The organism is Streptomyces parvus, assembly GCF_014648875.1.
Classification (GTDB): Bacteria; Actinomycetota; Actinomycetes; order Streptomycetales; family Streptomycetaceae; genus Streptomyces; species Streptomyces parvus.
The window spans coordinates 102218-127098 of the sequence record NZ_BMRY01000002.1 but is presented as its reverse complement, the minus strand read 5'-3'; the positions used below and the strand labels follow the sequence as shown (position 1 = coordinate 127098).

General features: G+C 72.0%; 23 protein-coding genes. 7 read left to right on the top strand and 16 right to left on the bottom strand.

Annotation, left to right across the window (positions count from 1 at the left end):
* Window positions 1–106: 106 nt before the first annotated feature.
* Both IE140_RS06705 and IE140_RS06700 read left to right on the top strand, forming a co-directional pair.
* Window positions 107–1183, top strand: coding sequence for a M4 family metallopeptidase (locus IE140_RS06705; protein WP_150194433.1), 1077 nt, complete (start codon window positions 107–109; stop codon window positions 1181–1183).
* A gap of 130 nt (window positions 1184–1313) precedes the next feature.
* The gene (locus tag IE140_RS06700; protein WP_010064176.1) at window positions 1314–1580 is read left to right on the top strand and encodes a protealysin inhibitor emfourin; all 267 of its coding nucleotides are present in this window, start codon (window positions 1314–1316) and stop codon (window positions 1578–1580) included.
* A 154-nt stretch (window positions 1581–1734) separates the two neighbouring features.
* Here IE140_RS06700 and era read toward each other — a convergent pair whose 3' ends face one another.
* The 3 genes from era to IE140_RS06685 form a co-directional block, all read right to left on the bottom strand.
* Window positions 1735–2709 (bottom strand): GTPase Era, encoded by a 975-nt coding sequence (era, locus tag IE140_RS06695; protein ID WP_050486669.1) that lies wholly within the window; start codon window positions 2707–2709, stop codon window positions 1735–1737.
* An 86-nt stretch (window positions 2710–2795) separates the two neighbouring features.
* Window positions 2796–3158 (bottom strand): cytidine deaminase-like protein, encoded by a 363-nt coding sequence (locus IE140_RS06690; RefSeq protein ID WP_006124325.1) that lies wholly within the window; start codon window positions 3156–3158, stop codon window positions 2796–2798.
* Between the two features lie 98 nt (window positions 3159–3256).
* A complete protein-coding gene (locus IE140_RS06685) occupies window positions 3257–4150 on the bottom strand; it encodes a helix-turn-helix transcriptional regulator (RefSeq protein ID WP_093441752.1) in 894 nt (297 codons plus the stop codon).
* Between the two features lie 101 nt (window positions 4151–4251).
* On the opposite strand from IE140_RS06685, the gene IE140_RS06680 reads away from it, so the two are divergent.
* Window positions 4252–5667, top strand: coding sequence for an MFS transporter (locus tag IE140_RS06680; protein WP_150194430.1), 1416 nt, complete (start codon window positions 4252–4254; stop codon window positions 5665–5667).
* A gap of 72 nt (window positions 5668–5739) precedes the next feature.
* Here IE140_RS06680 and IE140_RS06675 read toward each other — a convergent pair whose 3' ends face one another.
* The 5 genes from IE140_RS06675 to IE140_RS06655 all read right to left on the bottom strand — a co-directional run bounded on the left by IE140_RS06675 (window position 5740) and on the right by IE140_RS06655 (window position 10369).
* Window positions 5740–6093, bottom strand: a complete 354-nt coding sequence (locus IE140_RS06675; RefSeq protein ID WP_006124328.1) for an MmcQ/YjbR family DNA-binding protein — start codon at window positions 6091–6093, stop codon at window positions 5740–5742.
* Window positions 6090–7388 (bottom strand): hemolysin family protein, encoded by a 1299-nt coding sequence (locus IE140_RS06670; protein ID WP_150194428.1) that lies wholly within the window; start codon window positions 7386–7388, stop codon window positions 6090–6092. The genes IE140_RS06675 and IE140_RS06670 overlap by 4 nt, the downstream gene beginning before the upstream one ends.
* The gene (gene ybeY / locus IE140_RS06665; protein ID WP_006124330.1) at window positions 7385–7882 is read right to left on the bottom strand and encodes an rRNA maturation RNase YbeY; all 498 of its coding nucleotides are present in this window, start codon (window positions 7880–7882) and stop codon (window positions 7385–7387) included. Before ybeY ends, IE140_RS06670 begins: the two co-directional genes overlap by 4 nt.
* A 12-nt stretch (window positions 7883–7894) precedes the next feature.
* Window positions 7895–8959, bottom strand: a complete 1065-nt coding sequence (locus IE140_RS06660) for a PhoH family protein (protein ID WP_150194426.1) — start codon at window positions 8957–8959, stop codon at window positions 7895–7897.
* 165 nt (window positions 8960–9124) lie between these two features.
* Window positions 9125–10369, bottom strand: a complete 1245-nt coding sequence (locus IE140_RS06655; protein WP_150194424.1) for a carbohydrate kinase family protein — start codon at window positions 10367–10369, stop codon at window positions 9125–9127.
* Window positions 10370–10815: 446 nt separating this feature from the next.
* On the opposite strand from IE140_RS06655, the gene IE140_RS06650 reads away from it, so the two are divergent.
* Window positions 10816–12171 (top strand): MFS transporter, encoded by a 1356-nt coding sequence (locus IE140_RS06650; protein WP_032762039.1) that lies wholly within the window; start codon window positions 10816–10818, stop codon window positions 12169–12171.
* On the opposite strand, the gene IE140_RS06645 is transcribed toward IE140_RS06650, so the two are convergent.
* From IE140_RS06645 to hrcA, 7 genes are all read right to left on the bottom strand, one after another.
* Entirely contained in the window at window positions 12135–13127 is a 993-nt protein-coding gene (locus IE140_RS06645; protein WP_150198702.1) for an adenosine deaminase, read from the bottom strand. The genes IE140_RS06650 and IE140_RS06645 overlap by 37 nt on opposite strands.
* Before the next feature lie 50 nt (window positions 13128–13177).
* Window positions 13178–14092, bottom strand: a complete 915-nt coding sequence (locus IE140_RS06640) for a ribonuclease Z (protein WP_032775897.1) — start codon at window positions 14090–14092, stop codon at window positions 13178–13180.
* A gap of 47 nt (window positions 14093–14139) precedes the next feature.
* Window positions 14140–14499, bottom strand: a complete 360-nt coding sequence (locus IE140_RS06635; protein WP_006124336.1) for a histidine triad nucleotide-binding protein — start codon at window positions 14497–14499, stop codon at window positions 14140–14142.
* A 105-nt stretch (window positions 14500–14604) separates the two neighbouring features.
* The gene (locus IE140_RS06630; RefSeq protein ID WP_150196761.1) at window positions 14605–15351 is read right to left on the bottom strand and encodes a 16S rRNA (uracil(1498)-N(3))-methyltransferase; all 747 of its coding nucleotides are present in this window, start codon (window positions 15349–15351) and stop codon (window positions 14605–14607) included.
* The gene (locus tag IE140_RS06625) at window positions 15348–16421 is read right to left on the bottom strand and encodes a nitronate monooxygenase (protein WP_150196760.1); all 1074 of its coding nucleotides are present in this window, start codon (window positions 16419–16421) and stop codon (window positions 15348–15350) included. Before IE140_RS06625 ends, IE140_RS06630 begins: the two co-directional genes overlap by 4 nt.
* A gap of 132 nt (window positions 16422–16553) precedes the next feature.
* Window positions 16554–17693 carry a molecular chaperone DnaJ gene (gene dnaJ, locus IE140_RS06620; protein ID WP_032775890.1) on the bottom strand — a complete coding sequence of 380 codons (1140 nt, stop codon included), beginning with the start codon at window positions 17691–17693 and terminating at the stop codon, window positions 16554–16556.
* On the bottom strand, window positions 17694–18710 hold the full coding sequence (gene hrcA, locus IE140_RS06615) for a heat-inducible transcriptional repressor HrcA (protein ID WP_010064157.1): 1017 nt from the start codon (window positions 18708–18710) through the stop codon (window positions 17694–17696).
* Between the two features lie 164 nt (window positions 18711–18874).
* Between hrcA and IE140_RS06610 the strand changes: the two genes are divergently transcribed.
* The 3 genes from IE140_RS06610 (at window position 18875) to IE140_RS06600 (ending at window position 23597) form a co-directional block, all read left to right on the top strand.
* Window positions 18875–19606 carry an MBL fold metallo-hydrolase gene (locus tag IE140_RS06610; protein WP_109178473.1) on the top strand — a complete coding sequence of 244 codons (732 nt, stop codon included), beginning with the start codon at window positions 18875–18877 and terminating at the stop codon, window positions 19604–19606.
* 138 nt (window positions 19607–19744) lie between these two features.
* Window positions 19745–20563 (top strand): DUF3097 domain-containing protein, encoded by an 819-nt coding sequence (locus IE140_RS06605; RefSeq protein ID WP_150196759.1) that lies wholly within the window; start codon window positions 19745–19747, stop codon window positions 20561–20563.
* Window positions 20564–20705: 142 nt separating this feature from the next.
* On the top strand, window positions 20706–23597 hold the full coding sequence (locus tag IE140_RS06600) for an ABC transporter substrate-binding protein (protein WP_150196758.1): 2892 nt from the start codon (window positions 20706–20708) through the stop codon (window positions 23595–23597).
* 21 nt (window positions 23598–23618) lie between these two features.
* On the opposite strand, the gene hemW is transcribed toward IE140_RS06600, so the two are convergent.
* Window positions 23619–24860, bottom strand: a complete 1242-nt coding sequence (hemW, locus tag IE140_RS06595) for a radical SAM family heme chaperone HemW (protein ID WP_093441722.1) — start codon at window positions 24858–24860, stop codon at window positions 23619–23621.
* Window positions 24861–24881: the final 21 nt, after the last annotated feature.

Sequence of the window (24881 nt, the reverse complement as noted above, 5' to 3'; positions counted from 1 at the left end):
GCGGGACCGGGCATCGATGACGGGTAAACAGTGACTCATCACTCCATTTCGTCAATCATCGTCGCAACCAGTGACAGCACGGTGACGGAGTGCCACAGTCGTGTGTATGCACCTTCGAACCGACGGCGAGCTCAACCCCGTCTTCTGCACCATCGTTCCGCCCCACGTCCTCGATCACCTCTCCCGGTCCGCCGACGCCCGGCTCGCGGACCCGGCCCGCCGCACCCTGGCGGCCGACGCCCTGAGCCGTGACCGCCGCCGGATCACCGCGCTCGCCACGACACCGGCCCGGCACACCGCCGGCGCGGTCCCCAGCAAGCCGCAGCGCATCCTGTACGACTGCGAAACGGGAACCACCCTGCCGGGCGTCAAGGTCCGCGAGGAGGGCGACAAGCCCACCTCCGACGCCAGCGTCAACCGCGCGTACGCCGGGCTCGGCGCCACCTTCGAGCTGCTGCTCTCGGCCTACGGGCGCAGCTCGATCGACGGCAAGGGCCTCCCGCTGATCGGCTCCGTGCACTACGGCCGGGAGTACAACAACGCGTTCTTCGACGGCGAGCAGATGGTCTTCGGGGACGGCGACGGCGAGATCTTCCTCGACTTCACCGTCGCGGTCGACGTGATCGCCCACGAGCTGGCCCACGGCCTCACCCAGTACACCGCCAACCTGCGCTACGAGGGCCAGTCGGGCGCGCTCAACGAGTCCGTGTCCGACGTGATCGGCTCCCTGGTCAAGCAGTACTCGCTGGGCCAGAGCGCCGAGCAGGCCGACTGGCTGATCGGCGCCGGCCTGCTCGCGCCCCGGGTCAGCGGGGACGCCCTGCGCTCGATGAAGGCCCCGGGCACGGCGTACGACGACGACGTCCTCGGCAAGGACCCGCAGCCCGCCTCCATGGACGACTACATCGAGACGGAGGAGGACAACGGCGGTGTCCACCTCAACTCCGGCATCCCCAACCGCGCGTTCTACCTCCTGGCCACCGCGCTGGGCGGGAATTCCTGGGAGCGCGCCGGGCAGATCTGGTTCGACGTGCTGACCGGCGGCGAGCTGACGGCGAACGCGGACTTCGCGGAGTTCGCCCGGCTGACGGTCGCGGCGGCGGGCGCCCGCTTCGGCGAGGCGGACGAGCGGGAGGCGGTCCTCAAGGCCTGGTCGGAGGTGGGCGTTCCCACCCGGGCCTGACCCGGACCCCGAGTGCCCCGCCCGGGCGTGACCCGACCTCCCACCGCACCACCCGCCTGGCCCGGACCACCGAGTGCCCGGCCGGCGGGCGGGGTTGAGTGCCCGTCCGGCCCCCGATAGACAGGACCCCATGCGTATTCAGGTCAGCCGGACCGGCGGCTTCGCCGGCATCGCCCGCCGCCATGAGGTCGACACGGAGGGCCGGGCGGACGCCGCCGAGTGGCGGTCCCTCGCCGATGAGGCGCTCGGCGCGGCGCGGGACACCCCGTCGGCCGGGGTCCCGGACGGCTTCCGGTACGCGATCACCGTCGACGGCCGCACCGTGTACTGCGCTGACCCCGATCTGACCGGGGCGCAGCGCACGCTGATCTCACGCGTCCTCAAGGAGGGCGCGTGAGATCGGCACCCAAGCCGGCGAGAGGTCAGAACCCCAGCTTCCGCAGCTGCCCCGGGACCTCTTCCCTCTGCCGCGCTCGCACGCATCGGCCCCGGGGGGGGGCCTCACGGCTTCGCACGGCTGCGTCGGCCTCCGGCCGCCGGACGTGCCCGGGCTAGAAGCCCAGTTTCCGCAGCTGCTTCGGGTCGCGCTGCCAGTCCTTGGCGACCTTCACATGCAGGTCCAGGAAGACCGGCGTACCGAGCAGTGCCTCGATGTGCTTGCGGGACTTGGTGCCGACGTCCTTCAGCCGCTTGCCCTTCGGGCCGATGATGATGCCCTTCTGGCTGGGGCGCTCGATGTAGACGTTGGCGTGGATGTCCAGCAGCGGCTTGTCCGCCGGGCGGTTCTCACGGGGAAGCATCTCCTCGACGACGACCGCGATCGAGTGCGGCAGCTCGTCGCGTACGCCCTCCAGCGCGGCCTCGCGGATCAGCTCCGCGACCATGACCATCTCCGGCTCGTCGGTGAGGTCGCCCTCCGGGTAGAGCGGCGGGCTCTCGGGGAGCAGCGGGGCGATGAGATCGGCGAGCAGGTCGACCTGCTTGTCGCCCACGGCCGACACCGGCACGATCTCGGCCCACTCGAAGCCCAGTTCCTCCGCGAGCGCGGAGACGGCGAGGAGCTGCTCGGCGAGCGCCTTGGACTCGACCAGGTCGGTCTTGGTGATGATGGCGATCTTGGGGGTCTTCCTGATCCCCGCGAGCTCCTTGACGATGTACTTGTCGCCGGGGCCGAGCTTCTGGTCGGCGGGCAGGCAGAAGCCGATGACGTCGACCTCGGCCCAGGTGGTCCGCACGACGTCGTTGAGCCGCTCGCCCAGCAGCGTGCGCGGCTTGTGGAGGCCGGGGGTGTCGACCAGGATCAGCTGCGCGTCGTCACGGTGCACGATGCCGCGCACGGTGTGCCGGGTGGTCTGCGGGCGGTTGGAGGTGATCGCCACCTTCTGACCGACCAGAGCGTTCGTGAGGGTGGACTTGCCCGCGTTGGGGCGGCCCACGAAGCAGGCGAAGCCGGCCCGGTGGGGGGAGGTGGTCTCCGCTTGCTGGGCAGCGGATTCTTGGTTCGGTCGAGCGCTCATGGCGACCATTCTCCCCGATCCCGGCGGGGCTCTCGTACAGCGGTACGCCGGGACGCGCCGGAACCGCCGGGGGGAACGGCCGCCGGGGCGCTCGCTCAGCCCGCCGTGACGCGTACCCGCAGCGTGCCGTCCGGGCCCGCGAGGAACACCGGGGTGTCAGGTCCGCCCAGGTCGCGCACCGCGGCCCGGTCGTCGTCGGAGGGGGTCTCGGCGGCGGAGACGACGGCCGCCGCCTCCAGCGACGTGGCGCCGCTGGCCACGGCCATGGCGACGGCGGTCTGCAGCGCGCTGAGCTTCAGCGACTCCAGCGCCACCGTGCCCGCGACATACGTACGCCCCGTCTCGTCGCGTACGGCCGCGCCCTCGGGCACGCCGTTGCGGGCGCGGGCGCTGCGCGCCAGGGTGACGATCTTGCGGTCCTCGGCGTCGAGGCCGGTGGTGTCGGTGGTGTCGGTCATGGCACGAGCATACGAAGCGGGCGACGGGCCGGCCGAGCGGGCCACCCCTGCATCGGTCCCGCCGGGGAGTGCCGGGCGGCGGGGCGCCCCGGGACCACTCACGACCGCACCGGATACATCGACCCGCGCCGGCCCTCGGGCGAGGCGAGCCACTGGAGCCGGGCCTCGCAGCCGGTGTCGGGCAGCGGGGTGTGCAGCACGATCACCAGGTCCGGCCGGGCGGGCACCCGCAGTTGGGTGGCCTCCAGGCACAGGCGGCCGACGAGCGGGTGCTCGACCTCCTTGCGGTTCTGCCCGGCGGGGGCGATGTCGTGCCGCTCCCACAGCTCGGCGAAGAGCGGGCTGGCCGCCCTCGCCTCCTCGGCGATCACCCGGAACCCGTCGTCCTCCGGCGCTTCCGAGCAGGCCGCCCGGAACTGGGCCACCACCTGCGGGGCCAGCGCGTCCCAGCCCGCCCCCGTGCGGGAGCGGTAGACGGGGTCGGTGAAGAAGGCGATCAGGCAGTTCTGCCGGATGTCCGGGCGCATGCCGAGGACCCCGGCGGCCGCGTCGTTGTACAGAACGGTGTTCCAGTACCGGTCCATGATGTGGGCCGGGTACGGCATCCAGGCGTCGATGAGCCGGGTCAGCCCCTCGCACATGTCGGCGTGCGCCGGATCGACCTCGGGCGGGGGCGCGTTCAGCCCGGCCAGGACGTACAGGTGGCGGCGCTCGGCGCTGCTCAGGCGCAGGACGCGGGCGACGGAGTCCAGCACCTGCGGGGAGACGGTGATGTCTCGGCCCTGCTCCAGCCACTGGTACCAGGAGACGCCCACCCCGGCGAGGACGGCGACCTCCTCGCGGCGCAGGCCCGGGGTACGGCGGCGGGCGCCGCCCGGCAGACCCGCCTCGTCCGGGGTGACGCGGGCCCGGCGGCTGCGGAGGAACTCCCGCAGTTCGGCGAGGCGGTGGGCTTTCGTGTCGTCCGTCGCCTGCTGGGCCGGTGTGGCCACGTACTCCCCCTGGTGTCCGTGTGTGCGCCTGCCTGGTGGTGCGGGCACCAGGATAAGTTCCCGCTCCCCACGGATATTCCGGCCGCCGCAGGGTGGGACGCATGGCGATCGAAACCCCTCCCACCTCTGCTTCCGCTCCCGCGTCCTCCGCTTCGGCTTCCGCACCGCCCCGGCTCTCGGGCCGGGCCCGGCTGGTCCTCTTCGTGCTGTGCGCCGCCCAGTTCATGGTGGCGCTGGACTTCTCCGTACTGAACGTGGCGCTGCCCGTACTCGGCAAGGACCTGGGGCTGAGCACCACGGGGCTCCAGTGGGCGGTGACCGCGTTCGCGCTGCCGTCGGGGGGCTTCCTGCTGCTGTTCGGGAGGATCGCCGATCTGTACGGACGGCGCAGGCTGTTCCTCGCGGGGCTCACCCTGTTCGGCGCGGCGTCCCTCCTGGCGACGCTGGCCTGGGACCCGGCCTCCTTCCTCGCGGGGCGGGCGCTCCAGGGGCTGGGGGCCGCGGTCATCGTGCCGACGGGGATGTCCCTGTTGACGACCACGTTCCCGGAGGGGCCGCTGCGTGACCGGGCTCTCGGGATCAGCGGGACGCTGCTGTCCCTCGGCTTCACGGTGGGGATGGTCGCGGGGGGCGTCCTGACCGACACACTGGGCTGGCGCTCCACGATGGGCCTGCTGGCGGTGGCGTCGCTCGGGGTGCTGGCGGTGGCGCCGAGGGCGCTGGAGGAGTCGCGGGCGGCGGACCGGCCGCGGCTGGACGTGCCGGGAGCGGTGAGCGTCACCGGTGGTCTGCTGGCGCTGATCTACGCCCTGACCACGGCGGCGGAGCGCGGCTTCGGCGGTGCGGACGTGGTGGTGACGCTGGTTCTCGGGGTCGTGCTGCTGTGCGCGTTCGTCGTGGTGGAGTCCCGGACGGCGGCCCCCCTGGTGTCGCTGCCGATGCTGCGGCGGCGGACGGTGGCCTTCGGCAACCTGGGTGGTCTGGTGACCTTCTCGATGATGAGCACGGTCGTCTTCGTCCTGACCCTGTACCTCCAGGAGATCCTGGACCTCTCGCCGTTCGCCACCGGGCTGGTCTTCGGGGTCCAGGGGCTGCTGTCGGTGGTGGCGGGGATGTTCGCGCCGAGGGTGATCGGCCGGTTCGGCGCCCGCCGGACGCTGGCCCTGTCCCTCATCGGCCAGGGGCTGTTCATCGGCGTGCTGCTGGGCCTGGGCGCGGAGTCGGGCGTGTGGCTGGCGACGGTCGCGGTGTCGCTGGCGAGCATGTTCCACCTGGGCGCGATCATCGCGTACGGGCTGACCGTGACGTCCGGCGTCCCGAACGACGAGCAGGGCCTCGCGACCGGTCTGGTCACCACGACCCAGCAGGTGGGCCTGACGGTCGGCATCCCGTTGCTGGGGGTGCTGGCCACCACGCAGGGCTCGCTGTTCGACGGCGTACGGACGGTGGTGGCGGCCGCCGCGGCGATCCTGCTGGCGGCGGGCGCGGTGGTGGCGGCCGGGCTGCGCCGGGGCTGAGCTCCCCGGCGGTACGAGGACGGGCCCGCTCCCCACGGGGGAGGAGCGGGCCCGTTCACGTGCGTCCGCACCCTAGGGACGGTCCAGGCGGAGCCGTTCCGCTTTCGGGAGTCCGGCGACCACCAGGTCGTAGGAGTCCTCGATCATCTCGCGCAGCAGCCGGTCGGGGACACCGGAGACGGTGACCGTGTTCCAGTGCCGCTTGCTCATGTGCCAGCCGGGCACGATCGCGGTGTGCGTCTCGCGCAGCCGGATCGCCTCGTCGGGGTCGCACTTGAGGTTGACCGTGAGCGGGCGGGCGTCCAGGGCGGTGAGGGCGAACATCTTGCCGAGCACCTTGAAGACCGAGGTCTCCGGGCCGAACGGGAACTCCTCCACGCTCGCGTTGAACTCCAGGCAGAAGGCCCTCAGCCGCTCCGGCGTCATTCCGCTTCCTTCTCCTCGGGTTCCTGGTGCTCGGGCTCCACGAGCACCGTGACGATCTTGTTCCGGCGGCCCGCCGGGGACTCCGCGGTGAGCCGGAGCTGGCGCTGGTCCGGCAGCTCGACGACGGCGGAGGCACCCGCGATCGGGACCCGGCCGAGCGCCTTGGCGAGGAGGCCGCCGACGGTCTCCACGTCCTCGTCGTCGTACTCGTCGAGCCCGAAGAGATCGCCGAGGTCCCCGATGTCGAGGCGGGCGGTGACCCGGTAGCAGCCGTTCTCCAGCTCCTGGACGGGCGGCAGCTCCCGGTCGTACTCGTCGGTGATCTCGCCGACGATCTCCTCCAGGATGTCCTCGATGGTGACGATGCCCGCGGTGCCGCCGTACTCGTCGATGACGACCGCGACATGGCTGCGTTCCTGCTGCATCTCGCGCAGCAGGTCCCCGGCGTTCTTGGTGTCGGGGACGAAGGCGGCGGGGCGCATCGCGGTGGAGACGGGGTCGGACTCGGACTCGCGGTTGATGTGCGTCTTGCGGACGAGGTCCTTCAGATAGACGATCCCGACGACGTCGTCCTCGTTCTCCCCCGTGACCGGTATCCGGGAGAAGCCGGAGCGCAGGGCGAGGGTGAGGGCCTGGCGGATCGTCTTGTAGCGCTCGATGGAGACGAGGTCGGTGCGCGGCACCATGACCTCGCGGACCAGGGTGTCGCCCAGCTCGAAGACGGAATGCACCATGCGGCGCTCGTCGTCCTCGATCAGCGACTCCGCCTCGGCGAGGTCGACCATCGCGCGCAGCTCCGCCTCGCTGGCGAACGGGCCCTTGCGGAACCCCTTGCCCGGGGTCAGCGCGTTGCCGACGAGGATCAGCAGCTGCGGGATCGGGCCCATGATCCTGGCCAGCGGCAGCAGGACGTACGCCGAGGCCGTGGCCGTGTTCAGCGGGTGCTGGCGGCCGATGGTGCGCGGGGAGACGCCGATGGCCACGTAGGAGACGAGGACCATCACGCCCATCGCGACGGCCAGCGCCTCCCAGGTCTCCGGGAACTCCTGGAGGCAGACGTAGGTGACGAGGACCCCGGCCGACATCTCGCAGGCGACCCGCACCAGCAGGGCGACGTTGAGATAGCGGGTCGGGTCGGCCGCGATCTGCGCGAGCTTCGCGCTGCCGCGCCGACCGGACCGGACCGCCTCGTCCGCCCGGAAGCTGGACGTGCGGGCGATCCCGGCCTCGGCGCAGGCTGCCAGCCAGCCGACCATGACCAGCAGGACGGCGCCGACGATCAGCGGGGTACTCACGAGACGGTGGGGGCGGGGGACGCGCCGGTGAGCCCGCGCTCACCGCGCCAGCCGTCCACGATGGCGGCCTGGAGACCGAACATCTCGGCCTTCTCGTCCGGCTCCTCGTGGTCGTACCCCAGCAGGTGCAGCACCCCGTGGACGGTCAGGAGCTGGAGCTCCTCGTCCATGGAGTGCTGCGTCGGGGCCTCTTCGCCCTGCTTCTTCGCGACCTCCGGGCAGAGCACGATGTCACCGAGGAGCCCCTGCGGGGGCTCCTCGTCGTCCTTGGCCGGCGGACGCAGCTCGTCCATCGGGAAGGACATGACATCGGTCGGGCCGGGGAGGTCCATCCACTGGATGTGCAGCTGCTCCATGGCGTCGGTGTCCACCACGATCACCGAGAGCTCGGACAGCGGGTGGATCCGCATCCGGGCCAGTGCGTAGCGGGCGATGTCGAGGATCGCCTGCTCGTCGACCTCGGTTCCGGACTCGTTGTTGACGTCGATCGACATGGTGCGCTGCGGCTACTTCCCTTTTCGGCGGTCGCGCCGGCCGTCCTGGCGGCCTTCCGCCCGACCGTCCTGCTGACCGTTTCGGCTGTCGTACTTCTCGTACGCGTCGACGATACGGCCGACGAGCTTGTGCCGGACGACATCCTGGGAGGTGAGACGGGAGAAGTGCACGTCCTCCACGCCCTCCAGGATCTCCTGGACCTGCCGCAGCCCGCTCTTGGTGCCGCTCGGCAGGTCGACCTGGGTGATGTCACCGGTGATGACGATCTTGGAGTCGAAGCCGAGGCGGGTGAGGAACATCTTCATCTGCTCGGCGCTGGTGTTCTGCGCCTCGTCCAGGATGATAAAAGCATCATTCAGCGTGCGACCCCTCATGTACGCCAGCGGCGCGACCTCGATCGTGCCCGCCGCCATCAGCCGCGGGATCGAGTCGGGGTCAAGCATGTCGTGCAGCGCGTCGTAGAGCGGACGCAGATACGGGTCGATCTTGTCGAACAGGGTGCCCGGCAGGAAGCCGAGCCGCTCCCCCGCCTCGACCGCGGGCCGGGTCAGGATGATCCGGCTGACCTGCTTGGACTGCAGGGCCTGGACCGCCTTGGCCATGGCGAGGTAGGTCTTGCCCGTACCGGCGGGACCGATGCCGAACACGATCGTGTGCTCGTCGATCGCGTCCACGTACCGCTTCTGGTTGAGCGTCTTGGGGCGGATGGTGCGGCCGCGGTTGGAGAGGATGTTCTGTGTGAGCACCTCGGCGGGCGTCTCGCGCTGGGGGTCTCCCTGTCCGTTGCCGGCCGCCCTGAGCATGGCGATCGACCGTTCCACTGCGTCCTCCGTCATCGGCGCTCCGGTGCGGAGCACGAGCATCATCTCGTCGAACAGGCGTTGGATGAGAGCGACGTCTGCGGCCTCGCCCGTGGCACTGATCTCGTTGCCCCGGACATGGATGTCGGCCGCCGGGAAAGCCTCTTCGATCACGCGCAACAGCGAGTCGCCCGATCCGAGGAGCATCACCATGGGGTGTGCGGCCGGGATCCTGATCTGGGCACGCGCCTGCGGCTGTGTGGGTGACTGAGTCATGGGCCGGCCCTATGGCCTGCGCATACCTCCCGTTGCAGGGTTCTCGCTGCTCGACAACCTCTGGGTTACCAAGCCTACGACCTGGCAGTGACAACACCGAGGGGTTTTACCGGCCGTGTGTGCGACCCGGCCCGGCGCCCGCCTGCGCGACCGGCCGCCGCCCGCTCACTGGCGGAAGCCGATCGTGGGCACCGCGCGCCGCAGGGGCCAGGCCCGGGCCGTGGCGGGCAGCATGTCGTCCAGGAAGGCGTAGCGCTCCAGGGCGGCCGGGTCCTGGCGGTCGCAGGTGCGGATCAACTGCCACCAGGCGGCGATCTCGGCCCAGCCGGGGGCGGAGAGCGAGCCGCCGAACTCCTGGACCGAGAGCGCGGCGGTGAGTCCGGCGAAGGCGAGCCGGTCGGCGAGCGGCCAGTCGGCGAGGGTGCCGGTCACGAAACCGGCGACGAAGACGTCCCCCGCGCCGGTCGGGTCGAGCGCCTCCACCTCGATGGCGGGCACCGCCGCTGCGGTGCCGGTGCGCCCGTCGACGGCGTACGCGCCCTCCGCGCCCAGGGTGACCACGGCGAGCGGGACGCGTTCGGCGAGTGCGTGCGCGGCGGCGCGCGGGCAGTCGGTACGGGTGTAGCGCATCGCCTCCTCCGCGTTGGGCAGGAACGCCTCGCAGTGCCCCAGGTCGGGCAGGGCGTCCAGGTCCCAGCGGCCGGTCTCGTCCCACCCGACGTCGCCGAAGACGAGCGCACCGGCACGGGCGGCGGTGGCCACCCAGGGTTCGCTCCGGCCCGGGGTGAGCGAGGCGACGGCGGCGCGGGCGCGCGGAGGGCACTGCGGGAAGACCGGGGCGGTGGCGTCGGTGGAGGTTCCGGAGGTCCCGGAGTCTCCTGTAATTCCTGTGGTTCCTGAGGCTCCTCTGGTTCCTGCGGCTCCTGCGGCTCCGGTGACTCCGGTGGCTCCGGTGGCTCCGGTGGTTCCTGCCCGGCTTCCGGTTCGGGCGGTGGGAGCCGGGGCTGGGGCCTCGTGGCCGTGCGAGACCATCGTGCGCTCGCCCTCGTACGCCATGGAGACGGTGACCGGGGAGTGCCAGCCGGGCACGGTGTGCGACATGGACAGGTCGATGCCCTCGCCCTGCTCCAGGGCGTCCCAGCAGTACTCGCCGTAGTGGTCGTCCCCGAAAGCGGCGGCGAGGGCGGTGCGCAGGCCGAGGCGGGCGAGGGCGGTGGCCATGTTGGCGACGCCGCCGGGGCTGGAGCCCATCCCCCGGGCCCAGGACTCGGTGCCGCGCACGGGGGCGCTGTCGAGGCCCGTGAAGATGATGTCGAGGAAGACCGGGCCCGTCAGGAAGACGTCGCAGGCGGGGTCGCGCGGGGCGCGCAGCGCCTCCAGCGGGTCGATGCCCGGAGTGTCTGTGCTCACCGTGCGCTCCCGGGGTCGTGCGGCGGATCGCGGCGGGATCCGGACCGTGTGAGGTGCGGCCAGTCTGCCCGATCCGCGGAGGGGAACGCAGTGTCCGCGCCCATGTGTTCGCAGCACGCCTGACCTGCATAAACATGCGCTAATACCCGGTGTTCGACTGCATAAACGCATAAGTGACTCAGATCACATCGGGGCGACTTTCGGGGAGCCGGAGGCGCTTGATACAAATTGCCCCGCGAGCACCTTCGGGGACGTTGTCCGACGAGAGCCGCAATCCCCTGGCATAGCGCCATATCTCCCGCAGCACCCCCATGCCTTCCCGCAGCGCCCCCTCCCGCTCCACCCCCTTGCCTTACCTCCCTCGCCTTACCTCCCCCTTGCCTTTTCGCCTTTCGCAGTACCCCTCCCCTCCCCCTGCCTGCTCAGGCATGTCTTCAGGAACGCCCATGTCCTCGCGCCCTGGTGCCGCGTGGCCCCTGGTGGCCGTGTTCACCGCCGGTTACCTCGCCTCCTACCTGCTGCCCACCGTCGTCGGCCGGCTCAGCGCCCATCTCGGGCTGAGTCCCGCCCAAGCCGGTCTGGTCGGCAGCGCCCTGCTCCTCAGCTCGGCCGGTGCCGGCTTCGCCCTGGCGGGCCGGGTCGAGCGGTTCGGGGCCCGTACCCCCGCCCGGGCCGGGCTGGTGCTGGCCGCCGTCGGCTACGGCTGTGCCGCGCTCGCCGGGTCCGTGCCGCTGGTGGTGCTCGGTGTGATGGTCGGCGGCTTCGGTTCCGGCACGGCGACCGCGGTCGCCGCGTCCGGGATCGCCGCCCGGCGGGACCCCCACCGGACGTCCTCGCTCGGGCTGCTCACCGTGTCCGCCACGGCGGGCGTCCTCTACCTGACGATCCCTCACCTCGGTGGCGGTCACCGGCTTCCGTTCGCCGCGATCGCCCTGGTCGCCCTGCTCGTCTGGCCCGCGACCGCCCGGCTCGACGGTGCACGTACGGCGGAGGAGACCAGCTCGCCGGTCACCGGCCGGCTGCCGCACCGCCGCTCCGGGCTCGTCCTGGCGGGCGGGATGCTCGTCTGGTCCATGGCGCAGAACGCGCTGTGGGGCGTGAGCAGCCGCATCGGCGTGGTCCAGGCGGGGCTGTCCGAGGTCACCGTGGGCGCGGTGTTCGCCGCCGCTCTCGGTGCGGGGCTGCTCGGGGTGACGGGCGCCGGGCTGCTCGGCGCGCGGCTCGGCCGGGCGGTGCCGATCGGGCTGGGAACCGTGGTCATCGCCGCGAGCATCGTGCTCAGCTCGTCGGCCCGGGATCTCGGCTCGTTCGCGACCGGCGAGATCATGTGGAACACCGTCTACCCGGTGGTCCTCTCCTACCTGATCGGTCTGGCCGCCTCCCTGGACGTACGCGGCCGGTGGGCGGTGCTGGCGGGCTCGGCCTCCTCGGTGGGGGTGGCCTGCGGCCCGCTGCTGGGGAGCGTGCTCTCCGAGGAGGCCGGATATCCGGCGATGGGGCTGATCCTGGGGGCGGCCACCCTGCTGGTCGCCGCCCCGGTGACCGCCGTGGCGCTGCACACCGGTGGCCGTCCGCTGGTGCCCGGTTCGGTACGGCGTCGCGGTGGCGCCCCGGCCGCGCTGCTCGCCGCCACCACCGGCGGCGGCCTGTCCGGCGCGGTGCCGAAACTCGGTTCGCCGGAGCAGCCCGTCACGGAGCTGCGCGTACGGCGCAGGCGGCTGGTGCGCAGCGCGATCCGGACGGCCGGTCCGGACGGCGGTTCCGGTCAGTCGAACGCGTACGCCTCGACCTCGGACAGATAGCGCGCCCTGCGCTCCTCGTCGTGGTCGAGGAAGGCCGCCTCGAAGGAGTTGCGGGCCAGCGTGCGCAGCTGTTCCGGGTCCAGGGCGAGCGCGTCGCGGACGGCGTCGAAGTTGTCTCCGGCGTACCCGCCGAAGTAGGCGGGGTCGTCGGAGTTGACGGTGCAGTGGAGTCCGGCGGCCAGCATCGCGGGCAGCGGGTGGTCGGTCAGCGTGTCGACCGTCCGCAGCCGTACATTGGAGAGCGGGCAGAGCGTGAGCGGCACCCGGTCCGCGACCAGGCGCGCCACCAGCTCCGGGTCCTCCATGCAGCGCAGCCCGTGGTCCACGCGCTCGACACCGAGGATGTCCAGGGCCTCCCGGATGTACTCCGGCGGGCCCTCCTCCCCCGCGTGGGCCACCTTGCGCAGGCCGAGCGCGGTGGCCGCCTCGTACACCTCGCGGAACTTGGCGGGCGGGTGGCCGACCTCGGCGGAGTCCAGGCCGATGGCGCTGATCCGGTGGAGGTACGGCTTGGCCGCGTCGAGGGTGCCGAGGGCCGATTCGGCGGACAGGTCGCGCAGGAAGCACAGGATGAGCTGGGTGGAGACGCCGTGGGTCTCCTCGCTGCGCTCCAGTGCGCGGCCGAGCCCTTCGATGACCGTGCCGATGGGGACGCCCCGGGCGGTGTGGGCCTGCGGGTCGAAGAAGATCTCGGCGTGCCGGACGCCCTGGGCGGCGGCGCGGGCGAGGTAGGCGTCGGCGAGTTCGGCGAAGTCGTCCTCGGTGCGCAGGACGGCCATCAGCGCGTAGTAGAGGTCCAGGAAGGACTGGAGGTCGTCGAACTCGTAGGCGGCGCGCAGTTCTTCGGTGGTGGCGTACGGCAGGGTCACGCCGTTGCGTTCCGCGAGGGCGAAGGCCAGCTCGGGTTCGAGGGTGCCTTCGATGTGGAGGTGGAGTTCGGCCTTGGGGAGGTGCACGGTGTCTCGCAAACGGGGGGTGGGGGTTCTCAGCGGTGGTGCTGGTGGGGTCAGGGGTGGTGCCGGGTGGGGACCGGGACGCGGATGAGGTCCTGGGCGACGGTGAGTTCGCCGTCGAACCCGGCGGCGCGGGCCTGGGTCTCGAAGAGTTCCGGGTCGTTGTAGCGCTGGGAGAAGTGGGTCAGCACGAGGTGGCGGACGCCCGCCTCCGTCGCGACGCGGGCGGCCTGCCCGGCGGTCAGGTGGCCGTGGTCGACGGCGAGTCTCTCGTCCTCGTCGAGGAAGGTCGACTCGATGACGAGCATGTCGCAGCCCTCGGCGAGCGCGTACACCCCGTCGCAGAGGCGGGTGTCCATGACGAACGCGAACCGCTGCCCGCGCCGGTGCTCGGAGACCTGCTCCAGGGTGACGCCGCCGAGGGAGCCCTCGCGCTGGAGGCGGCCAACGTCGGGTCCGGCGATGCCGTGCTCCTTGAGCAGGGCGGGCAGCATGCGGCGGGTGTCGGGCTCGGTGAGGCGGTAGCCGTACGACTCGACGGGGTGCGAGAGCTTCCTGCTGTCCAGGGTGTACGCGGGGGTGGTGGCGAGGATTCCGCCGTCCCCGGCGACCGGGGCCCGGGTGAGCTCGACGGTCTCGCGGTAGGCGGTGGCGTACCGCAGCCGGTCGAAGAAGTGCTGCCCGCTCGCCGGGTAGTGGGCGGTCACCGGGTGCGGCACCTGGTCGAGGTTGATCCGCTGGATCACCCCGGCGAGCCCGAGGGAGTGGTCGCCGTGGAAGTGGGTGACGCAGATCCGGTGGATGTCGTGCGCGGCGACCCCGGCCCGCAGCATCTGGCGCTGGGTGCCCTCGCCGGGGTCGAAGAGGATGCCCTCGCCGTCCCAGCGCAGCAGATAGCCGTTGTGGTTGCGGTGGCGGGTGGGGACCTGGCTGGCGGTGCCGAGCACCACCAGCTCGCGTACGGACATGGGGAAACGCTCCTGCGCTACTGCTCGCTGCTGCTGTACGGGAAGGGTTATCCGGGGGGCCACTGGAGGCCGCGGCCGCCCAGGACGTGGGCGTGCGCGTGGAAGACGGTCTGGCCCGCGCCGGAGCCGGTGTTGAAGATGATCCGGTAGCCGGTGGAGTCGATCTTCTCGTCGGCGGCGACCGCTCCGGCCTCGGTCAGCACGTCGGCGGCGATCTGCGGTTCGGCGGCGGCGAGGGAGGCGGCGTCCGGGTAGTGGACCTTGGGGATGACCAGGACGTGGGTCGGGGCCTGCGGGTTGATGTCGCGGAAGGCGACGGTGGTCGCGCTCTCGCGGACGATGGTCGCCGGGATGTCCCCCGAGACGATCTTGCAGAACAGGCAGTCGGTCTGCGGCTCTCCCGCCATGGCGCCGGGCCTCCTCATTCGCTGATGATCAGTACGGCTCATGCTAGAGCCTCCTGCCGGGCCGCCGGGCCCTGTTGCCCCCGACGGCCCCTCCCCCGGATCGGCTCATCCCCAGCGGCCCGTGCGTCCCAGCAGCAGTGCCGTCGCCGCCGTCCCCGCCGTTGACGTACGCAGCACGCTGCGGCCGAGCCGGTAGGGGCGGGCGCCCGCCTCGGCGAAGGCGGTCAGCTCCTGCGGGGAGACGCCGCCCTCGGGGCCGACGACGAGCACGATCGTGCCCTCGGCCGGGAGTTCGGCGGTGGCGAGCGGGGTGCTGTCGTGGTCGCGGTCCTCGTGGAGGACGCCCGCGAAGTCGGCTGCGGCGAGCAGGGCCGCGACCTGCTTGGTCGTCATGGCGCCGGCCACCTCGGGGAAGCGCACCCGGCGGGACTGCTTGCCCGCCTCGCGTGCCGTGCTGCGCCACTTCGTCAGGGCCTTCGCGCCCCGGTCGCCCTTCCACTGGGTGATGCAGCGGGCGGCCTGCCAGGGGACGATCGCGTCGACGCCGGTCTCGGTCATCGTCTCGACGGCCAGTTCGCCCCGGTCGCCCTTGGGGAGTGCCTGGACGACGGTGATCCGGGGCCTGGGCTCCGGCTCCTCCTGGACGCCCGCGTGGAGGGTGACGGTGAGGCGGTCCTTGCCCTCGGCGGAGTGGACCACGGCCTCGGCCCAGTGGCCGAGTCCGTCGGTGAGGACGACGTCCTCCCCGGGCTGGAGCCGCTTGACGGAGACGGCGTGCCGTCCCTCGGGTCCTTCCAGGACGAACTCCGGCCCGGTGGGCATCCGTTCGACGACGAAGACCGGTGCGGTCACCGGGGGCTCCTCATGCTCAGGGCCGCCCGGGCGGCCTCCAGTTCGGCGGCGAGCAGTTCGATCAGCTCGGCGGCGGGCAGTTCGCGGGCCATCCGGTGGCCCTGTCCGGCCCACAGGGCCATGCCCTGGGCGTCCCCGGCCTTGGCGGCGGCCTGACGCAGCCCACTGGTGACGTAGTGGACCTGGGGGTAGGCGGCGGGGGCGTAGGGGCCGTGTTCGCGGATGAAGCGGTTGACCAGGCCGCGGGCGGGCCGTCCGGAGAAGGCGCGGGTCAGTTCGGTGCGGACGAACAGGGGGTTGGTCAGGGCCTGCTTGTGCAGCAGGTGTGCGCCGGACTCGGGGCAGACCAGGAAGGCGGTGCCGAGCTGGGCGGCGTCCGCGCCCGCCGCGAGGACGGCGGCGATCTGGGAGCCGCGCATCAGGCCGCCGGTGGCGACGATCGGGATCTGCACGGTCTCGCGGACCTGGGCGAGGAGGGAGAGCAGCCCGGTGCCGGTCTGGTCGAGCTGCGGGTCGTCGCGGTGGGTGGACTGGTGGCCGCCCGCCTCGACGCCCTGGACGCAGACGGTGTCGGCGCCCGCCCACTGGGCGCTCTGGGCCTCTTCGGCGGAGGTGACCGTGACGATGGTGTGCGTGCCCGCGCGGGCGAAGGCGTCCAGGGTGTCGCGGGTGGGGCAGCCGAAGGTGAAGGAGACGACCGGGACCGGATCGTCCAGGAGGATCGCGACCTTCGCCTCGTAGCCGTCGTCGCCGCTGCTGTCCGGGTCACCGAGCGGGGTCTCGTACCAGGCGGCCTCGCCGGCGAGCTGGTGCCGGTAGACGTCGACGGCGCTGGGGTCGGCGAGTGCGGGCTGCGGCATGAAGAGGTTGACGCCGAACGGGCCGGAGGTGAGCCGGCGGAGCTGTTTGATCTCGTTGTACATCCCGTCCGCCGTTTTGTACCCGGCGGCCAGGAATCCGAGCCCGCCGGCTTCGACGACGGCCGCGGCGAGCTGGGGTCCGGACGCGCCGCCCGCCATAGGGGCCTGCACGATCGGATACCGGCAGAGATCGGTCAACTCGGAGGACATGAGCGCATCGTGCCACGTCCCGTGCACGGGGCCGAATCAGCCAGCCGACGGTCTGACCGGTTCTCCCGCCGAATGCCGCACCGCCCGCCGGTGGAGAACCGGCGGGCGGTGCGGTGAAAGGCGGAAAGCGGTTCAGCGGCCGTTGAACGCATCCTTCAGACGGGAGAAGAGGCCCTGCTGACCTGGCTGGAACTGACCCAGGGGTCGTTCCTCGCCGCGCAGCTTGGCCAGCTCCCGCAGCAGCCGCTCCTGCTCGGGGTCGAGCTTGGACGGGGTGATCACCTCGACGTGGACGATCAGGTCGCCCCGGCCGCCGCCGCGCAGATGCGTGATCCCGCGTCCGTGCAGGGGCACGGACTGGCCGGACTGGGTACCGGGCCGGATGTCGATCTCCTCCAGGCCGTCCAGCGTCTCCAGCGGGCACTTGGTGCCGAGGGCCGCGGCCGTCATGGGGATGGTGACCGTGCAGTGCAGATCGTCGCCGCGCCGCTGGAAGACGGAGTGCGGCAGCTCGTGGATCTCGACGTACAGGTCGCCGGGCGGGCCGCCGCCGGGGCCGACCTCGCCCTCTCCGGCGAGCTGGATACGGGTGCCGTTGTCGACGCCCGCCGGGATCTTGACCGTGAGCGTGCGCCGCGAGCGGATGCGGCCGTCACCGGCGCACTCCGGGCACGGGGTGGGCACGACGGTGCCGAAGCCCTGGCACTGCGGGCAGGGCCGCGAGGTCATGACCTGGCCCAGGAAGGACCGGGTGACCTGCGAGACCTCGCCGCGGCCGCGGCACATGTCACAGGTCTGGGCGGAGGTGCCGGGGGCCGCTCCCTCGCCGCTGCACGTGTTGCAGACGACGGCCGTGTCGACCTGGATGTCCTTGGTGGTGCCGAAGGCCGCCTCGTTGAGGTCGATCTCCAGCCGGATCATGGCGTCCTGGCCGCGCCGGGTCCGCGAACGGGGCCCGCGCTGCGCGGCGTTGCCGAAGAAGGCGTCCATGATGTCGGAGAAGTTGCCGAAGCCGCCGGCTCCGAAACCGCCCGCACCGCCGCCTCCGCCGTTCCCGGAGAGCGGGTCGCCGCCGAGGTCGTAGACCTGCTTCTTCTGCGGGTCCGAGAGCACCTCGTAAGCGGCGTTGATCTCCTTGAACCGCTCCTGGGTCTTCGGGTCCGGGTTGACATCCGGGTGCAGCTCGCGGGCGAGCCGACGGAATGCCTTCTTGATCTCGTCCTGAGATGCGTCGCGGCGCACGCCGAGTACGGCGTAGTAGTCCGTGGCCACTTACGACTCCGCCAGGATCTGTCCGACGTAACGTGCCACTGCGCGTACCGCTCCCATCGTTCCGGGGTAGTCCATGCGGGTCGGTCCGACCACGCCGAGTTTGGCGACTGCCTCGTCGCCCGAACCGTAGCCGACCGCGACGACGGACGTGGAGTTGAGCCCCTCGTGGGCGTTCTCGTGCCCGATCCGTACGGTCATGCCGGAGTCCGTGGCCTCACCGAGCAGCTTCAGCAGGACGACCTGCTCCTCCAGTGCTTCCAGCACCGGCCGGATCATCACCGGGAAGTCGTGTCCGAAGCGGGTGAGGTTGGAGGTGCCGCCGATCATCAGCCGCTCCTCCGTCTCCTCGACCAGGGTTTCGAGGAGGGTGGAGAGAACCGTGGAAACCGTCCCCCGGTCCTCGCTGTCGAAGGATTCCGGCAGCTCCTGCACCAGGCGCGGGACATCCGCGAAGCGGCGTCCGACGACCCGGCTGTTGAGCCGGGCCCGCAGATCCGCGAGCGATGTCTCACCGAACGGCGCAGGGCAGTCGATCATACGCTGTTCGACCCGGCCGGTGTCCGTGATCAGGACGAGCATCAGCCGGGCGGGGGCGAGCGAGAGCAGCTCCACGTGCCGCACCGTCGAGCGGGTCAGCGAGGGGTACTGCACGACGGCGACCTGCCGGGTGAGCTGCGCGAGCAGCCGCACCGTCCGGCCGACCACGTCGTCGAGGTCGACCGCGCCGTCGAGGAAGTTCTGGATGGCCCGGCGCTCGGGCGAGGACAGCGGCTTGACGCCCGCGAGCTTGTCGACGAAGAGGCGGTACCCCTTGTCGGTGGGGATGCGCCCCGCGCTCGTGTGCGGCTGGGCGATGAAGCCCTCGTCCTCCAGCACCGCCATGTCGTTGCGGACGGTGGCCGGGGAGACGCCCAGCCGGTGCCGCTCGGTCAGCGCCTTGGAGCCGACGGGCTCCTCGGTGCCGACGTAGTCCTGGACGATGGCGCGCAGCACTTCGAGTCTGCGTTCGCTGAGCATCGCGCACACCTCCAGCTGTATGTCTCCGGTCTCCGACTGGCACTCGGTGCGTACGAGTGCCAGCAATCCCGTCGTCAGTGTACGGGGGTGGGGTGGGGCCTGGGCAAGGGCGACCGGCCGCCCCACCACGGGACCGCGCAGGTCGTTGCCGATAGCGTCCCGGTATGGACATCGCTTGGGAAGACTTCGGGTGGGAGCGGTTGGGCAACGGTGTCGGCCGGCGGCGGCTCCCGGGCTGGGACGCCACCGTCGCGCTGGTCGCCGGTACGGACGGGGTGCTGCTGTACGACACCGGCTCGACGTTGCGCGAGGGCGTCGAGCTGCGGCGGCAGGCGGAGGCGCTGCTCGGCCGCAGGGTGACGCATATCGCACTGAGCCACCCCCATTTCGATCATGTGCTGGGGACGGCGGCGTTCGCCGGGGTGCGGGTGTACGGCTCGGCGGGGCTGACCGCCCTGCTGCGGGACGGGGAGCAGGCGCTGTACGGGGACGCGGTGCGGCAGGGCGTCACCGAGGACGAGGCGGCCCGGTCGGCGGACACGCTGGTGGTCCCGCAGCACGAGGTGCACGGGGAGCAGGCGCTCGACCTGGGCGGCGGCCGCCGGGTGCTGCTGGCCGATCTGGGCCCCGCCCACAGCAGCCATGACCTCGCGGTGGTGGTGCCGGGGTCGGACGGTGCGCCTCCGGTGGTGCTCTGCGGCGATCTGGTAGAGGAGTCGGGCGAGCCGCAGGCGGGCCCGGACGCGGTGCCCGGGCGCTGGCCGGCCGCGCTGGACCGGCTGCTGGAGCTGGGCGGCGAGGACGCGGTGTACGTGCCGGGGCACGGGGCGGTGGTGGACGCGGCGTTCGTCCGGAAGCAACGGGCGGCGCTGGCGGAGCGGTTCGCGACGGCGTGAGGATCTTCGGGGCGGCGTCGAGGACTTTCGCGGCGGTATGAGGATCTCCGCGGCGGTGTCGAAGACCTTCGGGGCGGCATGAGGACCTTCCCGGCGGCGTGAGGTTCTTCACGGCGGCGGGCCGATTATCGTCGGGCCATGCGCAGTTACCAGCCGGACCTGACCCCGCCGTGGAAGCGGTCCGCCCCCGTGCCCGAGGTGCCCGCCGAACCCGATCTGGTCGTGGAGGAGGTCGCCACCGGATTCTGCGGGGCGGTGATCCGCTGCGAGAAGACGGCCCAGGGGCCGACGGTGACCCTGGAGGACCGGTTCGGCAAGCACCGGGTGTTCCCGATGGAGCCGCGCGGCTTCCTGCTGGAGGGCAAGGTCGTCACGCTGGTGCGCCCGGGCCCCGGCGGTCCCGCGCGTCCCACGCGTACGGCCTCCGGTTCGGTGGCGGTGCCCGGTGCGCGGGCCCGGGTGGCGCGGGCCGGGCGGATCTATGTGGAGGGCAGGCACGACGCCGAGTTGGTGGAGCGGGTGTGGGGCGACGACCTGCGCATCGAGGGCGTCGTCGTGGAGTACCTGGAGGGCGTCGACGACCTTCCGGCGATCGTGGGTGAGTTCGGGCCGGGACCGGACGCGCGGCTCGGGGTGCTGGTGGACCATCTGGTGCCCGGCTCCAAGGAGTCCCGGATCGCGGCGCAGGTGACCGGTGACCATGTGCTGGTGGTGGGGCACCCCTACATCGACGTGTGGGAGGCGGTGAAGCCGTCCTCGGTGGGGATCGACGCCTGGCCGGTGGTGCCGAGGGGCCAGGACTGGAAGACGGGCGTGTGCCGGGCGCTGGGGTGGCCGGAGAACACCGGGGCGGCCTGGCAGCACATTCTGTCGAAGATCCGCAGCTACAAGGATCTGGAACCCCAACTGCTGGGCAGGGTGGAGGAATTGATCGACTTCGTCACCCTTCCGGACTGATGTCCGGCGGCTGACGCCGGTCCGCGCCGGACGATCACGTACCGATCTCTATGAATGCCTGCGTCCCACACGCACCATCGGTTATTGAGGGTTACCGAGGGTGCGGACGGGTCGACGGTTCACGGGGGAAGGGCACGGGACGATGGCGCGCGAGGTCTGGCAGGAAAGTGCCCACAACGAGGCGGCTTCGGCCGTCTTCCACCTGATGCAGCAGCTGATCGACCGGTACCGGGTCAACCGCCCGGTGATGCCGCTCGTGGTGGCCCAGGCGGCGGACGCCGGGGCCGGGCCGGAGATCGACACGCGGGTGGAGCAGCTCGTGCGCCAGGTGCACGAGGCGAACGCGCTGCGCCGGGTGCCGGTGCGGCTGCTGGACGGCGCGGGGGCGACCCCCTACGAGGCGGCGCTCGACATGGTGCGGACGCTGTCCGAGAAGCCGTGGGAGACCCGCGAGAACACCCAGTACAAGAACTTCGCCTTTCCGCGCTCGCGGCTGCTCGGGGCGATCGAGCAGGCCACCGCGACGGTGGTCGAGCAGTCCGGCGGGAACCCCTCCGAGGTCCGCGAGGAAAGGATCCTGGAGCAGCTGAGCCGGTTGCGCTGGCGGTCCGGCCGCCCGCGCGGGGGGCGGCCGCACGGGGCGACCCGGTGGGACGCGCTGCGGCAGTCGGTGCGGCCCGAGACGTTCGTCGGGGCGCTCTTCATCGCGCTGCTCAGCGTGTTGCTCGGGGAGATCGACTGGCTGCTGACGGCCCTGGTGGCGGCGGCCGCGCTGATCGGGCTCGCCGTGGTGGGCGTGGCGAGCCGGGCCGCGCCGCCGCTGCTGTGGCTGCGCCGGGCCAGCCGCTGGTTCGCCACCACCTCCTCGCTGGCCGCGTCCAGCACGGGCTATCCGTCGGACGGCTGGTCGTGGTTCTCGCCGAGCGGTTCGTGGCGGGTGATCCGGGCGCGGGCGGCGGCGGTCGCGGAGCGGGTGGCGGACGCGGGGGCGGGCGACGAGCACGCGCGCCAGTTCCATCTGGAGCTGCGGGTGCAGGCGCTGCTGGAGGATCTGCGGCACAACTACCGTCCGCACTCCCTGGACTGGCGGCGCAGCAAGCGCACGGTCCCGCCGGTGGTGTTCCTGCCCCGGGCCACGCAGGACAACGGCGGCATTCTGCTGATCAACGCGATCAACAACGTACGGTCGCGGCGCAGTGAGGTCGATCCGCTGCTGCTGCTCGCCTCGCTGCCGGCCTCCGAGATCATGCGGCACACCCCGCCGCTGCCGCCGGAGCGGCCGGGTCCGGGGGCGCCGACCGGTTCGTCCGGGGCGCGGGCCCGTTACGAGCGCTGGGTGGACGATCTGAGTCTCGGCCAGTCGCCGGTGGCGGCGGCGACCCTGGCGTGGGTGCTGCGGCTGCCGCTGTCCACCGAGAAGCTGACCCATGAGCACGCGCACGCCCAGCTCGTCACCCACCGGGTGCGGCGGACCTGGGCGTGGTGGGTGATGTCGCGGGCGACGATCGCCGTGGCCGTCGTGGGTTCGCTGCTGGGGGCGTTCCTGTGGGCGGGGCACTGGCGTGACACGTACTGCCACGGGCCGCTGACCGACCGGAACACGGACGCGATCTGGCAGGGGCCGGACGGCGACCGGGAGTGCGTGGGGGTGGCGACCGCGCCCGAGGTGCTCTTCGCGCGGGGCAACGACCTGGAGCTGAACGGGGCGGGCAAGGGCATCACGTTCGAGCGGATCGAGCAGGCGATCCGGCAGGAGAACGACGACATCGAGGCGGGCGACGCCTATGTGACGGTCGTGTACGCCGGTCCGCTCACCGCCACGGGCAAGGACCGGGAGGCGACCCGCAAGGGGCTGGAGGAGCTGACGGGGGTCTATCTCCAGCAGCGGGCGGTGAACAAGACGGTGCGCCGGTCGGTGAAGCTGCGGGTGCTGACCGCCAACGGCGGCGAGGACATGCTGCGGCAGCTCACCGCCGTACGGAAGATCATCGAGGTGGCGCGGCGGGATCCGACGGTGGTCGGGGTGGTCGGTCTCGGCCGGAACACCCAGGAGAGCGAGAGGGCGACGAAGCTGCTCCGGGAGGCCGGGCTGGCGGTGGTGAACACGACGAACTCCAGCAGCGACCTGCCGCGCGAGTACCCGAACTACTTCGGTCTCGCGGCGACGGACGAGGAGCAGACGCATGCGCTCGGTCTGGTAGCCCGGCAGATCGCGAAGGGCCTCGACCGCCCGCACGCGATCGTGCTGTCGCGCGAGGACCGCAACGGGGACCTGGACCGGTACACCGCCGAGCAGCGGGACGCGGGCCGCAAGATGCTTCAGGACGCGGGTTTCGAACCGGGGAAGGACGTGACGTACGACCTGGCGGGCGGGGCGAGCCTGAACACTCCGCTGACGACCATCTGCCAGGCCGAGCGGGTGCCCGACGCGCTGTACTTCGCGGGGCGGGTCGAGGACGTGCCGACGCTGATGCGGGGCCTGTCGGAGACCACCGGGTGCTCGGACCGGCGGATGACGGTGTTCACCGGGGACGATCTGACGAAGGGGACGTTCGACGACTCGACGTCCATCGCGGCCAACGTCACGCTCTACCACTCCTCGCTCGCCCCGCTGGACCGGGGGAAGAACCTCGGTTTCTACGGGGACGCGTACCGCACGCTGCGGCGGCTGCACCCCGAGGGCGAGGTGACCGCGCTGGTCTCGGGGCGTCCCGCGTACGAGGACGACCTGTTCGCCAGCGGGCAGACCGTGATCTCGTACAGCGCCACGGCCGCCCTGTACGACGCGGCGGCGCGCGGCGACAAGCGGCGGAGCGCGGCGGAGACGTGGGCGACGCTGCACACGGTGGATCTGAACAACATGCCGACGGGGACGATCTCGTTCAGCCGGGCCCGGTCCTCGGTCGCGGACAATGTGCACGGCCTGAACATCGTCAAGGTGGTCCGGCCGGGGCCGAGCGCGGAGCGGACCCTGGTGTGCGGCAAGCCGGCCGGGGTGGCCCCGCCGCTGACGGCGAAGGACTGCAAGCCGTGAGGCCGTGGCCCCCGGTCCGGCTCAGTCGACCAGGTCGCGGACGACGGCGTCGGCGAGGAGCCGCCCGCGCAGCGTGAGGACCGCGCGGCCCTTGTCGTACGGTTCCGGCTCCAGCAGCCCGTCGGCGAGGGCCCGGCGGGAGGCGGCGAGGCCGTCGGGTTTCAGAAGGTCCAGCGGGCAGCCCTCGCGGAGCCGCAGCTCCAGCAGGATGCGTTCGACCCGGCGGTCCTCGTCGGCGAGGATCTCGCGGCCCGCGCCGGGCGAGCGGCCTTCGGCGAGCGCCTGGGCGTACGCGCCGGGGTGCTTCACGTTCCACCAGCGCACGCCGCCGACGTGGCTGTGGGCGCCGGGACCGGCGCCCCACCAGTCGGCGCCGCGCCAGTACAGCTCGTTGTGCAGGCAGCGGCCGGCTTCGGTGGTGGCCCAGTTGGAGACCTCGTACCAGTGGAACCCGGCGGCGGCGAAGGCCTCGTCCGCGATGAGGTAGCGGTCGGCGTGGGCGTCGTCGTCGGTCATCGGGATCTCGCCGCGCCGGATGCGGCGGGCGAGCTGGGTGCCCTCCTCGACGATGAGCGCGTACGCGGACACGTGGTCGGGGCCCGCGCCGATCGCCGCGTCCAGGGTGGCCCGCCAGTCGTCGTCGGACTCGCCGGGGGTGCCGTAGATCAGGTCGAGGTTGACGTGGTCGAAGCCCGCCGCGCGCGCCTCGGCGACGCAGGCCTCGGGGCGGCCGGGGGTGTGCGTGCGGTCGAGGATCTTCAGGACGTGCTGCTTGGCGCTCTGCATCCCGAAGGAGACCCGGTTGAACCCGCCCTCGCGCAGGGCTTCGAGGTACGCCGGGTCGACGGACTCGGGGTTGGCCTCGGTGGTGATCTCGGCGTCGTCCGCGAGCCCGAACTCGTCCCGGATCGCGGCGAGCATCCGGACGAGGTCGGCGGCGGGCAGCAGGGTGGGCGTACCCCCGCCGACGAAGACCGTACGGACCGGGCGCGGGTCGTCGCCGAGGACCTTGCGGGCCTGGCGGACCTCCTCGATCAAGTGGACGGCGTAGTTGTCGCGGGAGGCCAGCGCACCGCCGGAGCCGCGCAGCTCGGTAGCGGTGTAGGTGTTGAAGTCGCAGTAGCCGCAGCGGGTGGCGCAGTACGGAACGTGCAGGTAGAAGCCGAGCGGGCGGTCGGCTGCGCCTTCCAGGGCATGGCGGGGCAGCGCCCCGTCGTCGGGCACGGGCTCACCATCGGGCAGTACGGAAGGCATACCGACCATTGTCGCTCGCCGCCGGAGCTT